This is a genomic window from Haloferula chungangensis, from assembly GCF_042664875.1.
Lineage (GTDB): Bacteria > Verrucomicrobiota > Verrucomicrobiia > Verrucomicrobiales > Akkermansiaceae > Haloferula > Haloferula chungangensis.
Map to the genome: position 1 here is coordinate 82,705 of NZ_JBHTBS010000002.1, position 15,421 is coordinate 98,125.

The 15,421-nt window shown below is 58.5% G+C and carries 12 protein-coding genes and 1 tRNA gene; 10 read left to right on the plus strand and 3 right to left on the minus strand.

The window, feature by feature from the left end:
• Positions 1-6 precede the first annotated feature (6 nt).
• A complete protein-coding gene (locus ACFQY0_RS04335) occupies positions 7-1,587 on the minus strand; it encodes a glycine--tRNA ligase (RefSeq protein ID WP_379709533.1) in 1,581 nt (526 codons plus the stop codon).
• 284 nt (positions 1,588-1,871) lie between these two features.
• Between ACFQY0_RS04335 and ACFQY0_RS04340 the strand changes: the two genes are divergently transcribed.
• Positions 1,872-2,798 (plus strand): calcium/sodium antiporter, encoded by a 927-nt coding sequence (locus ACFQY0_RS04340; protein ID WP_379709535.1) that lies wholly within the window; start codon positions 1,872-1,874, stop codon positions 2,796-2,798.
• 7 nt (positions 2,799-2,805) lie between these two features.
• Here ACFQY0_RS04340 and ACFQY0_RS04345 read toward each other — a convergent pair whose 3' ends face one another.
• The gene (locus tag ACFQY0_RS04345; protein ID WP_379709537.1) at positions 2,806-4,632 is read right to left on the minus strand and encodes an SLC13 family permease; all 1,827 of its coding nucleotides are present in this window, start codon (positions 4,630-4,632) and stop codon (positions 2,806-2,808) included.
• Positions 4,633-4,773: 141 nt separating this feature from the next.
• On the opposite strand from ACFQY0_RS04345, the gene ACFQY0_RS04350 reads away from it, so the two are divergent.
• Complete coding sequence (locus ACFQY0_RS04350; RefSeq protein WP_379709539.1) at positions 4,774-5,328, plus strand: DNA-3-methyladenine glycosylase I; 555 nt, start codon at positions 4,774-4,776, stop codon at positions 5,326-5,328.
• A gap of 7 nt (positions 5,329-5,335) precedes the next feature.
• Here ACFQY0_RS04350 and cls read toward each other — a convergent pair whose 3' ends face one another.
• On the minus strand, positions 5,336-6,766 hold the full coding sequence (gene cls, locus ACFQY0_RS04355; protein ID WP_379709542.1) for a cardiolipin synthase: 1,431 nt from the start codon (positions 6,764-6,766) through the stop codon (positions 5,336-5,338).
• A 579-nt stretch (positions 6,767-7,345) separates the two neighbouring features.
• Between cls and ACFQY0_RS04360 the strand changes: the two genes are divergently transcribed.
• From ACFQY0_RS04360 to sucD, 8 genes are all read left to right on the plus strand, one after another.
• Positions 7,346-7,419 (plus strand) — tRNA-His (locus tag ACFQY0_RS04360).
• Between the two features lie 15 nt (positions 7,420-7,434).
• Positions 7,435-8,013 (plus strand): HNH endonuclease, encoded by a 579-nt coding sequence (locus ACFQY0_RS04365; RefSeq protein ID WP_379709544.1) that lies wholly within the window; start codon positions 7,435-7,437, stop codon positions 8,011-8,013.
• Positions 8,014-8,073: 60 nt separating this feature from the next.
• The gene (locus tag ACFQY0_RS04370; protein ID WP_379709547.1) at positions 8,074-8,625 is read left to right on the plus strand and encodes a GNAT family N-acetyltransferase; all 552 of its coding nucleotides are present in this window, start codon (positions 8,074-8,076) and stop codon (positions 8,623-8,625) included.
• Between the two features lie 246 nt (positions 8,626-8,871).
• The gene (locus ACFQY0_RS04375; RefSeq protein ID WP_379709549.1) at positions 8,872-10,398 is read left to right on the plus strand and encodes an RtcB family protein; all 1,527 of its coding nucleotides are present in this window, start codon (positions 8,872-8,874) and stop codon (positions 10,396-10,398) included.
• 832 nt (positions 10,399-11,230) lie between these two features.
• Positions 11,231-11,644 (plus strand): DUF2721 domain-containing protein, encoded by a 414-nt coding sequence (locus ACFQY0_RS04380; protein ID WP_379709552.1) that lies wholly within the window; start codon positions 11,231-11,233, stop codon positions 11,642-11,644.
• A 42-nt stretch (positions 11,645-11,686) separates the two neighbouring features.
• Positions 11,687-13,054 carry an exodeoxyribonuclease VII large subunit gene (gene xseA, locus ACFQY0_RS04385; RefSeq protein ID WP_379709554.1) on the plus strand — a complete coding sequence of 456 codons (1,368 nt, stop codon included), beginning with the start codon at positions 11,687-11,689 and terminating at the stop codon, positions 13,052-13,054.
• A 181-nt stretch (positions 13,055-13,235) separates the two neighbouring features.
• Positions 13,236-14,420, plus strand: coding sequence for an ADP-forming succinate--CoA ligase subunit beta (gene sucC, locus ACFQY0_RS04390; RefSeq protein WP_379709556.1), 1,185 nt, complete (start codon positions 13,236-13,238; stop codon positions 14,418-14,420).
• A 24-nt stretch (positions 14,421-14,444) separates the two neighbouring features.
• Entirely contained in the window at positions 14,445-15,341 is an 897-nt protein-coding gene (gene sucD, locus ACFQY0_RS04395) for a succinate--CoA ligase subunit alpha (RefSeq protein WP_379709559.1), read from the plus strand.
• Positions 15,342-15,421: the final 80 nt, after the last annotated feature.

Below are 15,421 nucleotides of genomic sequence, written 5' to 3' on the forward strand. Positions count from 1 at the left end.
GGGCTCTTATCGCACGCGCTCTAACAGCCACGCCAGCAGTTCGCTGACCGGCAGGCGCTCCTGTTCCATGGAATCACGGTGACGAATGGTCACGGTGCCCTTGGTGGACGGATCGTTCTCACCGAGAGTGTCGAAGTCGACCGTCACACAGAATGGCGTGCCGATCTCATCCTGGCGGCGATAGCGGCGACCGACGGCTCCACCGTCGTCGTAGAAGACGTTCATCCATGGCTGGAGGGTCTTCTGGATTTCGCGGCAGATGCGGACCTGCTCTTCGTTCTTCTTGAGAAGCGGGAAGATGCCGACCTTGATCGGAGCCATGCGAGGAACGAAGCGCATCACGGTGCGGACATCCTTCTTTCCCTTGCTGTCGGTCAGCTCTTCTTCGTCGAAGGCTTCGCAGATGATCGCCAGCACGGTGCGGTCGCAGCCCGCGGAGGGCTCGACGACGTGTGGAAGGAAGCGTTCCTTGGTATCTTCGTCGAAGTATTCGAGCGCGCGACCGGAGCCTTCCTGGTGAACACGCAGGTCGTAGTTGGTGCGGTAAGCCACTCCTTCGAGCTCTTGAATGCCGAAGGGGAATTCGTATTCGATGTCGTAAGTCTTGTCGGAATAGAACGCGCGTTCGCCGTCCGGCACATCGAGGATGTGCAGCTTGGCGCGCGGCACGCCGATCTCTTCGTAGAAGTTCAGGCGGGCTTCGAGCCACTCTTCGGTGAGGCGCATGCCGTCTTCCGGTCGGCAGAAGAACTCGATTTCCATCTGTTCGAACTCGCGGCTACGGAAGGTATAGTTGCGCGGGTTGATCTCGTTGCGGAAGGATTTGCCGACCTGGGCGATGCCGAAAGGCAGCTTGATGCGGTTGGAATCGAGGATGTTCTTGTATTGGCAGAAGATCGACTGTGCGGTTTCCGGACGAAGGAAGGCGGTGGCATTCGGGTCGTCCTCGGAGGCGGAGGCACCCATCTTCGTCTTAAACATCAGATTGAACTCCTTTGCTTCCGTGAGCAGCGATCCGTTCTCCGGATTGAAGTTTGTTACGCCGGTGACCTGTTCCTGCCGATCCTCGATGAGTTCGAGTTCCTTCGGTGAGACTTTCTTGTCCGGCATGAACTGCGCGTAGAACTGGCGAGCCACCTTTTTCGCGGATGCGGGATCCTTGTCGGGGGCCACCAGCACGGCGAAGGGGCGCTCGGTGCTCCAGCCGGAGGATTCAAGCTTGGCACCGGAATACCAGACGGCGGTGCCATCCTGAGCGGGAACCTGGTCAGCGCGCAGGCGGGCTTTGGAAAGAAGACAGTCGCACATCGGATCGCTGAAGCCGTCGAGGTGACCGGATGACTTGAGAACCTGCTGCATGGTCAGGATGGCGCCATCCATGCCAAGCACATCGTCGCGCTCCTGGACGGTCTTGCGCCACCAGTAGTCCTTGAGGTTGCGCTTGAGTTCGGCACCGAGCGGACCGTAGTCCCAGCAACCGTTGAGACCGCCATAGAGCTCACCTGCTTGGAAGATGAAGCCGCGTTGTTTGCAAAGGGAGACGATTTTCTCCATGCGGATGGGGTCGGTGGTATCCTTATTGGCCATGATTTATAGGGGAAATACGGTGGGCCGGGAGGAAATCAGGCCGGCATAGGCTGGGCAAGGCGGGAATGAGCGAGTCGGGGGATTGTCAGTCGATTGGCAGGCTGATTCGTCCAAATTTCCCCGTCTCTCAAATCCCGTCGATGTCACACGCCGGAGCTCTGCCAGGCGCCTCATCGAGCCGCAGCAGCCAGAACAAATTCCGGAAACGCGCCGCCCCACGTCGAGTGGAAAGCTCGCTCCGATTCTCAATCGCGTTCGGGGGATGAAGGAGGGATGATCCGACCATGTTGAGTGCAGCGCTTCTGACCTTGTTGAGTTTTGTGCTCTTATTCGTTGGAGCAGAGCTGCTGGTAAGGGGTGGCGTGGGCGTGGCTCTGCGGCTCGGGCTGACGAGTCTGGTGGTCGGTCTCACCGTGGTTGCCTACGGCACCTCCTCGCCCGAGCTGATCGTGTCGGTCAAGGCGGCCTTCATCGGGCAGTCGGGGATAGCCGTGGGGAACGTGGTCGGATCCAATATCTTCAACATCGCGGTCATCCTCGGGCTGGCCTCGCTGATCAAGCCGATTGCGGTGAATGCGACGGCGATGAGGCGTGATGCACCGGTGATGCTCGGGGTCACGGTTCTGGGGATACTCGTGTTGCTGGATTCGACCATCCAGCGCTGGGAAGGTGTCCTGCTGTTTCTTTCCAGCGTGATCTACACCTGGTGGGTGGTGCGGGATGCGAGAAAAAATTCCGAGCCATCCGATGATGCCAAACCGATGAAGCTCTGGGTGGCGATCGGGTTCGTGATGGCGGGACTTGGAGTGCTGGCGCTCGGTTCGCAACTGCTCGTCGACAATGCGGTCTTCATGGCGCGCACCTGGGGAGTTTCCGAAGCGGTGATCGGCCTGACGATCATTGCGGCGGGGACATCGATGCCTGAGTTGGCGACCTCAGTGGTCGGGGCGATCCGCGGGCACTCCGACATTTCTCTGGGAAATGTGATCGGATCCAACATCTTCAATATCCTGTTCGTGCTCGGGCTGGCGTCCATCATCCATCCGATTCACGCGCAGGGTTTGAGCTGGACGGATCAGGGGGCGCTGCTGCTCTCGGCGATCGCGTTGTTGCCCTTCATGTGGAGTGGTCGTCAGATCGGCCGGAGCGAAGGTCTGATCCTGCTGGCGGGCTACGGCATCTATCTGGCGCTTCTTTGGCCGAAAGGCTGAGCGGCTTTCAAACTGCGAAGGGCCAGATGAGCGGGATGAGCAGGCAGGCGACTCCCCAGCAGATAAAGTTCATCGGAATGCCGACCTTGAGGAAGTCCTTGAATCGGAAACCGCCGGGTCCATAGACCATCAGATGAGTCTGGTAGCCCATGGGCAGGGCAAAGGCGAGCGATGAAGCGAGCACCACGGCCATCACGAAGGGACGCGTCTCCACGCCGATGCTCTGAGCAAGCGGGACGACGATGGGAATCATCATGACCGCCGTGGCGTTGTTAGAGAGCACTTCGGTGAGCAGCAGGGTGAGCAGGAAGACGGCCCAGAGGAGCACGTAGGGGAGGACGTCGGGAGGGACCCAGCCGATGGCTGAACGCGCGAGAAAATCGGCGAGAAAAGCAGCGGTGCCGGTGGTCTGCATGGCCATCCCAAGGCCTAGCAATCCGTAGAGCATGAAGAGCACCTGCCAGTCGATGCTTTGATAGGCTTGGCGAGGGGTCAGGGTGCGCGACCACAGGAGGATCAGCGCACCAACAAAGGTGCTGAAGTGAATCGGAATCTTCGGGATGAAAGGAAAGGGGCCGCTCAGAAGATCAGTGAGTGTGGACACCATGACGGCGCCAACCAGCGCGCTGCCGGCGAGCCATGCGGCGGCGGGACGGAGTGGGGTGCTGCGGGCGGGAGCATCCGTCAGAATGAAATCCTTGCTGGCCTTCAGTTCACCGAGGTTGAAGGCGGGGGTGACGACCAGCAGGGTGTCGCCTGGTTCGATCACGAGGGATCCGAGCTGGCTGGTGATGTTGTTTCCATTTCGATGAATGGCGAGTACGACGGCATTGTAATGCTGACGGAAGTTCGCCTCCGCCATGGATCGACCAGCGAGCGACGAGTCGGATTCGATGACGAGTTCGGTGACCAGTCCCTTGACCTCGGAAATGATTTCGAGCGAGAGGCTCGCGAAGAGCCTTTCGGGGCCTCCCGCATTGCCGCCGTGGACCGTGACGAGGTAGCGGTCGAAGCGCTCGATGATGATTTCATCAAGACCAGCGGTGATGCGGTGTCCGTCGCGGCGAATCTCGACAACATGGATACCGGCCTCTGCCGCGGCCATGGGCGACTCGATCCAGCGGGTGCCGATGAGGTCTGAGCTGGAGGAAACCAGCACGTGGTACATTTTCGCCGAGCGGCTTTCCGGTGTGAGCTCGGAGGCGGCAGAGGCGCGGTTGGCGATCAGCTTCGGTCCAAAGATGGTAAGAAAGATGATGCCGGCGATGGCGAGCGGGATGCCGACTGGAGCCAGTTCGAACATGCTCAGGGCTTTCTCGCCCATTCCGGTGAGCACGCCGTTGGCGAGCAGGTTGGTCGAGGTGCCGATGAGCGTGCAGCAGCCACCGAGGATCGACGAGTAGGAGAGCGGCATCAGCAGGCGCCCGGCTGCGATGTCCTTTGATCGGGCGAAGCCCAGCACCACTGGCAGGAGGATGGCGACGACCGCGGTGTTGTTCATCCATGCACTGCAAAATGCGGTTACCACTGAAAAGCTGAAGATCGCGCTTCGGGTTCCGCCCTTGATTCGCTTACGCAGCAGCTTGCCGAGGAGATCGACCGCGCCGGATGATTCCAGAGCCCCGCCGATGACGAACAGCGCGGCAATGGTGAGAGGTGCTTCGTTTTTGAAGACCTCGGACATCCGATCCATCGGGATCAGCCCGAAGACGACGACTGCGGCGAGCGAAGTCAGTGCGATGACGTCGGGAGGAGCCCACTCGCGAAGGAATGCGATGAGGATCAGCCCAACCAGGATGAGCGTGAGTCCGATTTCAAAAGTGAATCCATCCATGATGAATACGGGATTGGGGTTCAGACTCGTTGCGCTGCCAGCGGGCGGACTGGATCATCGGCGCATGGGCAGTGCAAGCCGGATGTGATCGGTCGTGATTAAGGAATTGCGGCCGGCCGGGGAGGGATCAAAGTGTCACGGATGAATCGCTGTCCGTGGTTGCCCCCCGAGCTTGAACTTTACCAGCAGTATCACGATTCGGAATGGGGTGTGCCGTCCCGCGATCGCCGATATCTGTTCGAAATGATCTGCCTGGAAGGAGCGCAAGCGGGCCTCTCGTGGTGGACGATTCTTCAGAAGCGGGAGCACTACCGGAAAGTCTTTCGCGATTTCGAGCCCGAGGCGGTGGCAAGGATGACGGATAAGCAGTTGGAAAAACTGGTGCTGGATCCGGGGATTGTCAGGCACCGGGGCAAGATCGTTGGCGTCCGGACGAATGCCCTGGCGTGGCTTGAACTCGAGAGGCGCGAAGGAAGTGCGGTCGAGTGGCTGTGGAGCTTTGTGGGTGGAAAGCCGATCGTAAACCATCGGAAAGTCATGGAAGACTATCCGGCGAAGACACCCGAGTCCGAGGCGCTGAGCAAGGCGATGAAGAAGCAGGGCTTCACCTTTTTCGGTCCGACGATTGCCTATGCCTTCATGCAGGCGGTTGGCATGGTCGATGACCACTCGGTGGATTGCTGGAGGCGCGGTTAGTCGGTCCTCATTGGACCGGGGCCATGATCCGCGCGGCACGACAGCCCAGTCGGAACCAGAATGGCCGCTCTGTTAGATCTTCGATTTTGACCTCCTTGCTATGCTCGAAGTCGATTTCCAGCATGTGGGTGATCTCGTCGATGAAGGCGGCATCCGTCGATAGGGCGGTGATCTCGAAATTCAGGCGGAAGGAACGGTTGTCGAGATTGGCAGTGCCGACGAAACCGTATCGATCGTCGACCAGCATGACTTTCTGGTGAAGGAATCCCCGTTTGTAGCGCATCAGCTTGATGCCATATGGGAGCGTTTCCTCGAAGAAGGTGAACGCTGACAGCCACACCAGGAGATGGTCGGCTTTCTCCGGAATCAGAATGCGCACATCCACACCGCGCAGTGCGGCGGTCTGCAAGGCTGTTAGAACACCTCCGTCGGGAACGAAGTAGGGTGAGGCGATCCAAAGTCGCTTGGTGGAGGTGTTGGCCGCTTCGGCGCATACCAGTTGCCATGAATCCGCAAGATCGGCAGGACCTGTTGGAAGGATGGCAACCGTTTGATCTGCGGTTTGTGCGTGTCCGTTCCAGTGCAGATCGAGAAACCCATCTGCAGCCCAGTTCCAGTCTTCCAGATACGCTAGCTGGATGGCCTGAACGGCGGGGCCCTGGATTCTCAAATGGGTGTCTCTCCAGGCTCCGAATCGTTTGTCACGACCGAGATATTCGTCCCCGACGTTGAGCCCGCCAATGAAGGCTTCACGACCATCGGCGACGACGATCTTGCGGTGATTCCTGAAGTTGAGTTGGAGTCGGGACCACCAGAAACGGTTGGCCCCAAAGGAGTGGCACTCGACACCGGCATCCTTCAATTCACGCAGGTATTTCCTCGGAAGCTTGTGGGATCCGACCTCATCAAAGAGGAAGTAGATCCGCACTCCCTCTTGGGCCTTTTTGATGAGGGCGTCCTTGAAGCGGTTTCCAACCCGGTCGCTTTTGACGATGAAGAAATTGACCAGAATGTAGTCTTGGGCGGAGGAAATGGATTCAAAAATGGCATCGAAGGTCTCCTGACCATCGATCAGGAGCTCAAGTTCGTTTCCTCGGGTGAAGGGTAGGCCGATCAGCAACTCCGCCGCCCGCCCAAAGGGATCATTGGGTTTGACACCGTAATGCCTGAGACGCCGGTGCATGTCTTCGGATAGCTTTCGAAGATCGGCGTCCTGGCTTCGCCGCGCCCTGACGTAGCCAGAAAAGCGCTTACGACCCGCGATCCAATAGAGTGGAATGGCAATCCACGGGGCGGCGATCAGGGAGACAATCCAAGCGATAGTACCTTGCGAGGTCCTGACATGCATCAAGGCATGAAGGATGTGGAGGATGCCGATCAGGTGAAGGAGGATTAAACCACCACCGGCAAAATAAGGCAGCCATTCTGGATTGATCACGAAGCAAGCATAGCAGGGCCCCAGTGGGGGGGAAGCCGACTCTTTTGAAAAAAGGCCGAATGATATATTGACTGGATTGCTCCAAAAGTCTATCTCCCGCGCAGCAACTTCCCAAAGCCATGTTTTATCAAGAGTCCAGCATCAGTCAGATCGTCCGTCCAGTTGACGGGATGGATCTGATGTTTTGTTGGATTTCATGTGGTTTCGAGACATTGACCGAAAAAGGTCATGATCTCGGCATGAATCCAAAATCACCGGAAAACAGGGTAGGGTTGATCGATTGACCCGAAGTCGCTTAAAACAAGCATTCAAGGCGCCCTGCTTTCCACATGGAAGCGGGGTTTTTTGTGTTCAGGGGCATCGCTTTCATTTCCTCAAATCCATTTTTATTTTTCCATCATCCAGGCCGATAGGGCCCAGCCAACTGACAAATAGCGAATCACATTTCTGATCCTCCTCCGCTTGGAGGGCGGACGGCTCCCGTGGAGGTTTTGATCGAATGCATGATCCGGTTGTTCGGAAAGCATATCTTCAATGCGACGGAAGAGTTACGCCTTCGAAGTGGATTTTCTCCCCATGTTGACCTTGGTGTAGTGGTAGCACCCTGCGTTGTGATCGCAGCGGGGCCGGTTCGAATCCGGTAGGCCAACCCAATTTTCTCAATTCTCATGACTGTTCCCCTTCTTCATCGTTCTTCCGTTCTCGTACTGAACCGCCACTGGCTGGCGATCGATGCGGTCACGCCGATCGTTGCCTTCGGTCATCTGGCCACGGGAAGCGCGCGGGCCTTGCGAATCGATGGTCAGTCCATCCAGCCCTTTGAGTGGGAAGACTGGAGGGCCCTCGGTATTCCCAAGGGCGCGGCGGTGATCGGAACGCCTTCGGGGAATGTCCGGATTCCTACGGTGATCGTGCTGACGCGCTATGCGAAGGTGCCGATGATCGCTCCGGTGTTCGGTTTTCGAGGTCTGTGGGAGCGCGATGGCGGTCGCTGCCAATATACCGGTAGAGACCTGAAGCCAGGCGAGGGAAACATCGACCACATTATGCCGCGCTCGCGGGGTGGCATGGACTGCTGGGAGAACTGCGTGCTCGCCGATCGGAAGGTGAATACCCGCAAGGGATCGCTCACCCCGGAAGAAGCGGGTTTGCGACTGCTGACGGTGCCCAGGGCTCCGCAGGCGGTTCCCGCAACGATGCGCATCCGCAACTCGTGGAACATCGAGGACTGGAAGCACTTCTTGTAACCAACAACCGGGAAGGGAGGTGAGAGCCTCCCTTCCTTCAAATCAATCCATTTCAATTTCATGAACAGACTTCTAACAACGGATCGCCTGATCCTCCGTCCGATACGGATGGAGGATGCGGAGGCGATCACACGGTGGGTGAGCGATCGTCGGGTGGCCGAGATGACCACCTTGATTCCTCATCCTTTTGCACTCGCGAATGCCATTGAGTGGCTTGAGCGGGTGACGGCTGATGATGCCGGGCAGGGAGATCAGGTCTTCGCGATCACCTTGCGTGAAAGCGGTGAGCTGATTGGCTGCATCGGGCTTCATGGTGATGAAAAAGCTCCCTGGGCGGAATTCGGCTACTGGCTGGGTGTTCCGTTCTGGGGAAATGGTTACGCAGCCGAAGCGCTGAGCGAAATCCTGCGCTTTGGATTTGAAGACCGCGGCCTGAGGCGGATCGAGGCCTGCCACTTTGCCCATAACCCGGCTTCGGGTCGGGTAATGCAAAAGGCGGGACTCGTGCATGAAGGCACGCAGAAACTGCGATGCCAGCGAAACGAGCAGCTCTTCGATCGGGTCAATTACGGATTGATCGACGAGGACTGGAGGGCGGCGAACATAAGATAGGAAGCCAGGATTTTGAACAGAAGGAGACGAAGTCAACGAAGCTTGGGTTGCGTGGATCTCAAATTGGGATCTGGAAACGGGCTTCGCGCACGTTGCGGCCTTCTGTTTGGAATGCAGTGAGATTGAAGTGCCTGGTAGTTAACAAAAGGGCGCGAAGGTCGCAAAGTTGAGTTTGAATCCCAACTTCGTTACCTTCGTTTCCTTATGTGAGAATTTATCGCTGCTGAACAATTGGAATTGTAGAAAATGAAACTATTGACGTCAGAGGACTTGATTGCGGCCGGGTATGATCCGGGTCCGGCATTCAAGGCCATGTTTGAAAAGATCGACGAGTATCAAGCTCGTGGGATCTCGGATAAGAAGTATGCACTCAAGCTGCTGAAACGCGATTTTGCGCCGCCGCCTCCCAAGTCGGTGATGCGTGAGAAGGCGATTAGGTTTTCCGAGGCAATCCTTCCGGAATCCAAGGAAGAGAAGGTCAATGTGGCGGTGGTTCGGAAGAAAATGACCGAGCTGCTGAAGACTCCGGTAATCGCGCGCGGCGCGATCATGCCGGATGCCTGTCCGGCGGGAAAAGCCACGGCTGATATTCCGGTGGGCGGGGCGATTGCGGTCGAGAATGCAATCATTCCTTCGGCCCACTCGGCGGATATCTGCTGCTCGATGTTTGCGACCTTCTACGAGGAACGTAGTAGCGTGAGCAAGGAGATGGATGCGCTGGTGACATCCACCCGCTTCGGGCCGGGGCACCGCCATCTCGATGACCTGGTCGATGACCCGGTGCTGGATGAGGATGTATGGAACAACCGCTTTCTTTACGGAATGCGGGATCGCGCGCATGCCCATCTGGCGGATCAGGGCGATGGAAATCACTTTGCCTACATGGGTGAGGTGGACGTGACACCCGAGATGCTGGCAATGCTGCGTTTGACTCGGCATGGGGATCTGGCGGATTCGCTCTCGCCGAAAAAGTATCGCGTGCTGGTCACTCACCACGGCTCGCGGAGTCTCGGAGCGCATGTTTACAAACGTGGCCAGGCGGTGGCGCTGAAGCATGTGGCTCGCAAGGGTCAGCATATACCGGCGGCGGCCGCGTGGATCGATGCGCAGTCTCCGGAAGGAAGAGACTACTGGGATGCGCTTCAGTATGTCGCGCGCTGGACGAAGGCGAACCACCGGGCGATTCATCGTCGCTTCCTCGAGCGGATTGGAAGTCGCGCGGTGGCGGAAGTGGGCAACGAGCACAACTTCGTCTGGCAGCGTGGCGACATGTTCTTCCATGGCAAGGGGGCGACTCCGGCGTGGAAGGATCCCGACGGGCGTCCGCAGCTCGGCTTGATCCCGCTCAACATGGCGGAGCCGATTCTGTTAGTGCTGGGTGCGGATCAGGAGGAGTTCCTTTCCTTTGCGCCGCATGGTGCGGGGCGGAACCTGTCGCGCACGGCTTTGAGAAAGCAGTTTCGCGATGAGGCATCGCGTCGTCATGCGATTGAGAAAGGGACGGATGGTCTCGATGTGCGCTGGTTCTGTGGTCAGCCGGATCTGAGCGAGACGCCGATTGCTTACAAGAATGCGAGGGCGGTGAAGGCACAGATCGCGCACTTCGGTTTGGCCGAGGTGGTGGCTGAGATTCGTCCGCTCGGCTGCATCATGGCTGGCGATGTGCCGAAGCCATGGCTGCGCGAAAAGGAGCTGACACCGAAGCAGAAGCGGCAAATCGAGCACCGGAAGGATCGAAGGAAAACGAGACAGGAGTTGCATGATGAGTGGTAAAAACCGGCGCCAACAACGAGTGGAGAGGTGGAAGATCGATCGACATCTACTGTCTCTCGATCGCGAGAGAGAAGAGCTCAACGCTAAGATTCAGGCAGCGGGTTCAGAACCCATCGATGAGCCTTATCAGCGCGGATGGACGAGGTGGTTCGAGTGGAGTGAGGAAGCGACCCGGCGTCGTGACTTCTCCGTGATGAGTCGGGCCTTGCCTCTCATTCAAGTTAAAGGCTGGTCGAGGTTCCGTGATTTCAGGGCCTGGAATTGGAAGGTGGGGAAGAGGCTGCCCGTGGAGCACGTCATCCGCGGGTTCCACGCCCATAGCCTTCTCCGCTTGTGCAAGGATCCGGATGTGGTGAAGTTTTTCCAGACTTCACGCTATCGCAAGATCGAGGGTGTTGAGCACTTGCGGGACCTTGCACGAATTGGCTGGGGTGGCCGGATTGAATTTAGCTATCCCGAGCTACTTGTTAGTAGGATGGAGCCCTTCTGGGTGAGGTGCCGCAAAATTCACCTCCCCGAAGTTCACTCTCGCCTGGCTGAGGTCGAGGATGAGATTGATTGGAACGGTGGGTGGGGAAGAATGGACTATCTCAAAGGTCACCGAAATTGGAAGCGGGATCGTTTGGAGGCCAAAGATCGAGCGCTACGGAGATTTCACCGCAAGGAGCTCAACGATGGAATCGAAGAATACGAAGAGATGAGAAGGTGCGGAGAGATCCGCGCCTTTTTTGTGATGGTGAGCCTCCTGTACTTTTCCGAATCGAAATTCAACTTTCAGAGCTTAGCCGGGAGGCGGACACTCCCTACGTCCCCATTGCGAAGAGAGATCGAAGTGAGTAGGTTCACGGCCATGGCGCTCGATGTCTCCACCCCTGCCCTGCTTTTTCCTGCGATCAGCTTGCTGTTTCTTTCCTACACGAACCGCTTTCTTCATCTGGCAGCGCTGATCCGGCAACTCTATCGCGATTGGCAGGAGGAAAAGGACGAGACGCTCATGGCGCAGATCGCGAATTTGAGAAGACGGCTGATTTTGATCCGCTGGATGCAATTTCTCGGGGCGGTGAGTCTCTTTCTCTGTGTCGGCTCAATGGTGTCGGTGATGGCCGGATGGCAAGGTTTGGCTCAGTCGGCCTTTTGGGCGGCCCTGCTCTTGATGGGCGGTTCGCTCGCCAGTCTGATGGTCGAGGTCTGGATCTCGGGGGGAGCCTTGCGGATCATGCTGCGTGAATTGGAGGACCGGAAGTGATTGGGCATTGAGTCCGGGGGGCGCATCGCTTTGATTCGGCGCGTGGATCTCTTTTCCTCGACCAACCCTGCAGGACCGAAGGCGCTGAGCGTGACGCAACTGGTCCGGCGGATGAAGAATTTGCTGGAGATCGAACTGGGCGAGCAGTGGGTCGAGGGTGAGGTGTCGAACTTGCGAAAGCAGTCCAGCGGTCACTGGTATTTCTCGCTGAAGGACGAGCGGGCCCAGATTTCCTGTGCGATGTTCGGCGCGCGGAACAAGCGGGGTTCGGCGGATCTGGAGGACGGGGCGAAAGTTCGGGTGTTTGCCGAGCCGAGTGTCTACGAGGCGCGGGGTCAGCTGCAGATCATCGTTTCAAAAGTCGAGCGGGCAGGCGTCGGTGACCTCCAGGCGAAGTTCGAGGCGCTGAAAAAGAAGCTCGAGACGGAAGGGCTCTTCGCACCGGAACGGAAGAAGCCGATCCCGGGATTTCCGAAAGTGGTGGGGATCATCACCTCGGGAACCGGTGCCGCGATTCAGGACATCCTGAACGTTCTGGAACGGCGAGCTCCATGGGTGCAGCCCGTCTTGCTGCCGGTGCGGGTGCAGGGAAAAGGGGCGGAGCAGGAGATCGCGGCGGCGATCCGCCAGATGGGCGCGGCTGAGGGCGGGACGCCGAGGTGCGATGTGATGATCGTCGGGCGCGGTGGCGGATCGCTGGAGGACCTGTGGAATTTCAATGAGGAGATCGTGGCCCGGGCAATCGCGGATTGTCCGATCCCGGTGATCTCGGCAGTCGGGCACGAGATTGATTTTACGATCGCGGACTTTGTTTCCGATCTGCGGGCACCGACGCCCAGTGCCGCGGCGGAGCTGGCAGTGCCGGATGGCGAGGAGCTGAAGATGAGGCTCTCGATTCTGAATCGACGTTTGTCGCGGCGGGTCGGCGAGCGCATTGAACGCCTCGGGCTATTGTTAGAAAACGCGCGGCGCGGGGTGCTTTCAAAGGGCGGCGAGCGATTGTTGCGTGAGCCGACGATGCGGGTGGATCAGTTGCGGACGCGATTGGTTTCTGCCGTGCAGGCGGACTGGCGCGATCGGGCGTCGCAGTTGAAGTCGCTGAAGCGCTCGCTGGAGGCCCAGCGGCCGGAACGCCAGATCGAGTTGCGGCTGGAGATGATCGAGCGGCTACGGGTTCAGCTCGGGCGGGCGGCGACGCATGAAATTCACGATCGAGAGGAACGAGTGAAGAGGCTGTCGGGGATGCTGCGGGCGCTCGGACCGGTGTCGGCCTTTGAGCGGGGTTTTTCCATCGCCACGACGGCGGAGGGGAAGGTGATTCGCTCGAGGAACGATGTGGCGGAGGGAGAGATACTGGTGACCAAGCTCAAGGATGGGGAGCTGGTGAGCAAGCGAGTGGAGGAAGAATGAGGCTCGATCGCCGGAGTCGTCGGTCGGTGGTTTGGAATGCGATCGCAGGCCGCCGCTGTCCAACGTTCCGGGGTATGAGCCGGACAAATGAGGACAATTTGGCAGGATATCCGCTTGATTAGGCCTTTTCCTTGACCGGGTGGGAGGGGGAGAACAGCTTCGCGCGTAATTTTTCCTCGATATGAACATCCACGAATACCAGGCCAAGGAGCTTTTCGATCAATACGGGGTGCCGAGCCCGCAAGGGAAGGTGGCGTCCTCGCCCGAAGAGGCGGCTGCGGCTGCCAAGGAATTCGCCGGCTCAAAGCTGGTGATCAAGGCACAGGTTCACGCCGGTGGCCGCGGTAAGGGCCACTTCAAAAATGGCTTTCAGGGGGGTGTCCACCTCATCGAATCGCCCGAGCAGGCTGCCGAGTTTGCCGGTAAGATGCTCAACGAAACCCTCGTTACGGTTCAGACCGGCGAAGCGGGCCGTCTGGTGCGCAAGGTGATGGTCGCGGAGGCGGTCGACATCGAACACGAATACTACCTCGCGATCCTGCTCGATCGCGCGACCTCACAGCCGGTGATCGTGGCTTCGACCGAAGGCGGCATGAGCATCGAGGATGTGGCTCACGACACGCCTGAGAAAATCATGCGCCAGTTCGTGCATCCGTTGCTGGGGCTTCAGGGTTATGAAATCCGCAAGCTGGCGGCAGGTCTTGGATTGTCCGGCGATGTCGCAAAGCAGTTCGCCAAGCTTCTCAAAAACCTCTACTCGCTCTTCATCAAGTGCGATTGCTCGATGCTTGAAATCAACCCGCTGGTGACCACGCCTGATGGTCGTGTGCTGGCGCTCGATGCGAAGTTTGGTTTTGACGACAACGCACTTTACCGTCACCCCGAGATCGTCGCAATGCGCGACACGGAAGAAGAAGATCCACGCGAAGTGGCCGCTTCCGAGTTTGATCTGAACTACATCGGTCTCGACGGCAGCATTGCCTGTCTCGTCAACGGCGCTGGTCTGGCGATGGCGACGATGGACATCATCAAGCACTACGGCGGTGAGCCGGCGAACTTCCTCGATGTGGGAGGTGGAGCTTCGAAAGAACAGGTCGCAGCCGCCTTCAAGATCATCCTCGGGGACCCGAACGTGAAGGGCATCCTGATCAACATTTTCGGCGGAATCATGGACTGCAACGTGATCGCCGAAGGCGTGATCGCTGCGGCGAAGGAAACCGGTCTGCCACTACCACTGGTCGTCCGCTTGGAGGGCAATAATGTCGAGGCTGGCAAGGCGACACTCGCTGCCAGCGGCCTGAACATCGTGGCCGCCACGACCATGGCCGACGGTGCTGAGAAAATCGTAGCCGCGGTATCCGCCTGAAACTGAATCCAACTACTTAAGACGATGGCCATTCTCATTGATGAAAACACCAAGGTCCTGATTCAGGGCATCACCGGCAGCTTCGGCGCACGCCATGCATCACTCTCGCTCGCCTACGGCACGAAGCTGGTCGCGGGGGTGACTCCTGGAAAAGGCGGACAGAAGTTCGAAGACCAGGTGCCGATTTTCGACACCGTTTCCCAGGCTGTGAACGAAACCGGTGCGAGCGCAACGGCGATTTTCGTGCCACCTCCATTTGCAGCCGATGCGATTCTAGAAGCCGCGGATGCTGGTGTGGAATTGATCGTTGCGATCACCGAAGGGATTCCCGTGATGGACATGATGCGCGTGAAGTCCGCTCTGCAAGGTTCGAAGAGCCGACTGATCGGCCCGAACTGCCCGGGGCTCGTGACACCGGGTCGCGGCGAAAAGAGCCACGGCGGTTGCCGGATCGGCATCGCGCCAGGATACATTCACAAGCGCGGCAATGTCGGCGTGGTTTCCCGATCGGGCACTCTAACATACGAAGCGGTGTTCCAGTTGACCGAGCTTGGTTACGGCCAGAGCACCTGCGTCGGCATCGGTGGTGATCCGATCAACGGCACCAGCCACATCGATGTGCTGAAAATGTTCAACGACGATCCTGAGACCGAAGCGATCATCATGATTGGTGAGATCGGTGGTGACGCGGAAGCGGAAGCCGCTCGCTGGGCGAAGGACAACTGCAAGAAGCCGATTGCCGGATTCATCGCCGGTGCGACCGCACCTCCGGGACGCCGCATGGGTCATGCCGGTGCGATTGTCGGTGGCGAAGACGACACGGCGGAAGCCAAGAAGCGGATCCTCGCCGAGTGCGGCATCGCGGTGGCCGAGACGCCAAGTGACATGGCCAAGACGCTGCTTGAGCGTTGGGGAAAGTAAACCCTCCGATTCGCGACTAATTTTCAACGGCGCAGCTCGAGAGGGCTGCGCCGTTTTTTCGGCAGTGGCATGACCGGGAT

What these genes read in the sequence shown, in the direction of transcription:
- ACFQY0_RS04345 (WP_379709537.1), bottom strand. Translation starts at nt 4,632, where the DNA reads ATGGATGGATTCACTTTTGAAATCGGACTCACGCTCATCCTGGTTGGG.
- ACFQY0_RS04335 (WP_379709533.1), bottom strand. Translation starts at nt 1,587, where the DNA reads ATGGCCAATAAGGATACCACCGACCCCATCCGCATGGAGAAAATCGTC.
- sucC (WP_379709556.1), top strand. Translation starts at nt 13,236, where the DNA reads ATGAACATCCACGAATACCAGGCCAAGGAGCTTTTCGATCAATACGGG.
- ACFQY0_RS04350 (WP_379709539.1), top strand. Translation starts at nt 4,774, where the DNA reads ATGAATCGCTGTCCGTGGTTGCCCCCCGAGCTTGAACTTTACCAGCAG.
- ACFQY0_RS04340 (WP_379709535.1), top strand. Translation starts at nt 1,872, where the DNA reads ATGTTGAGTGCAGCGCTTCTGACCTTGTTGAGTTTTGTGCTCTTATTC.
- ACFQY0_RS04365 (WP_379709544.1), top strand. Translation starts at nt 7,435, where the DNA reads ATGACTGTTCCCCTTCTTCATCGTTCTTCCGTTCTCGTACTGAACCGC.
- sucD (WP_379709559.1), top strand. Translation starts at nt 14,445, where the DNA reads ATGGCCATTCTCATTGATGAAAACACCAAGGTCCTGATTCAGGGCATC.
- ACFQY0_RS04370 (WP_379709547.1), top strand. Translation starts at nt 8,074, where the DNA reads ATGAACAGACTTCTAACAACGGATCGCCTGATCCTCCGTCCGATACGG.
- ACFQY0_RS04375 (WP_379709549.1), top strand. Translation starts at nt 8,872, where the DNA reads ATGAAACTATTGACGTCAGAGGACTTGATTGCGGCCGGGTATGATCCG.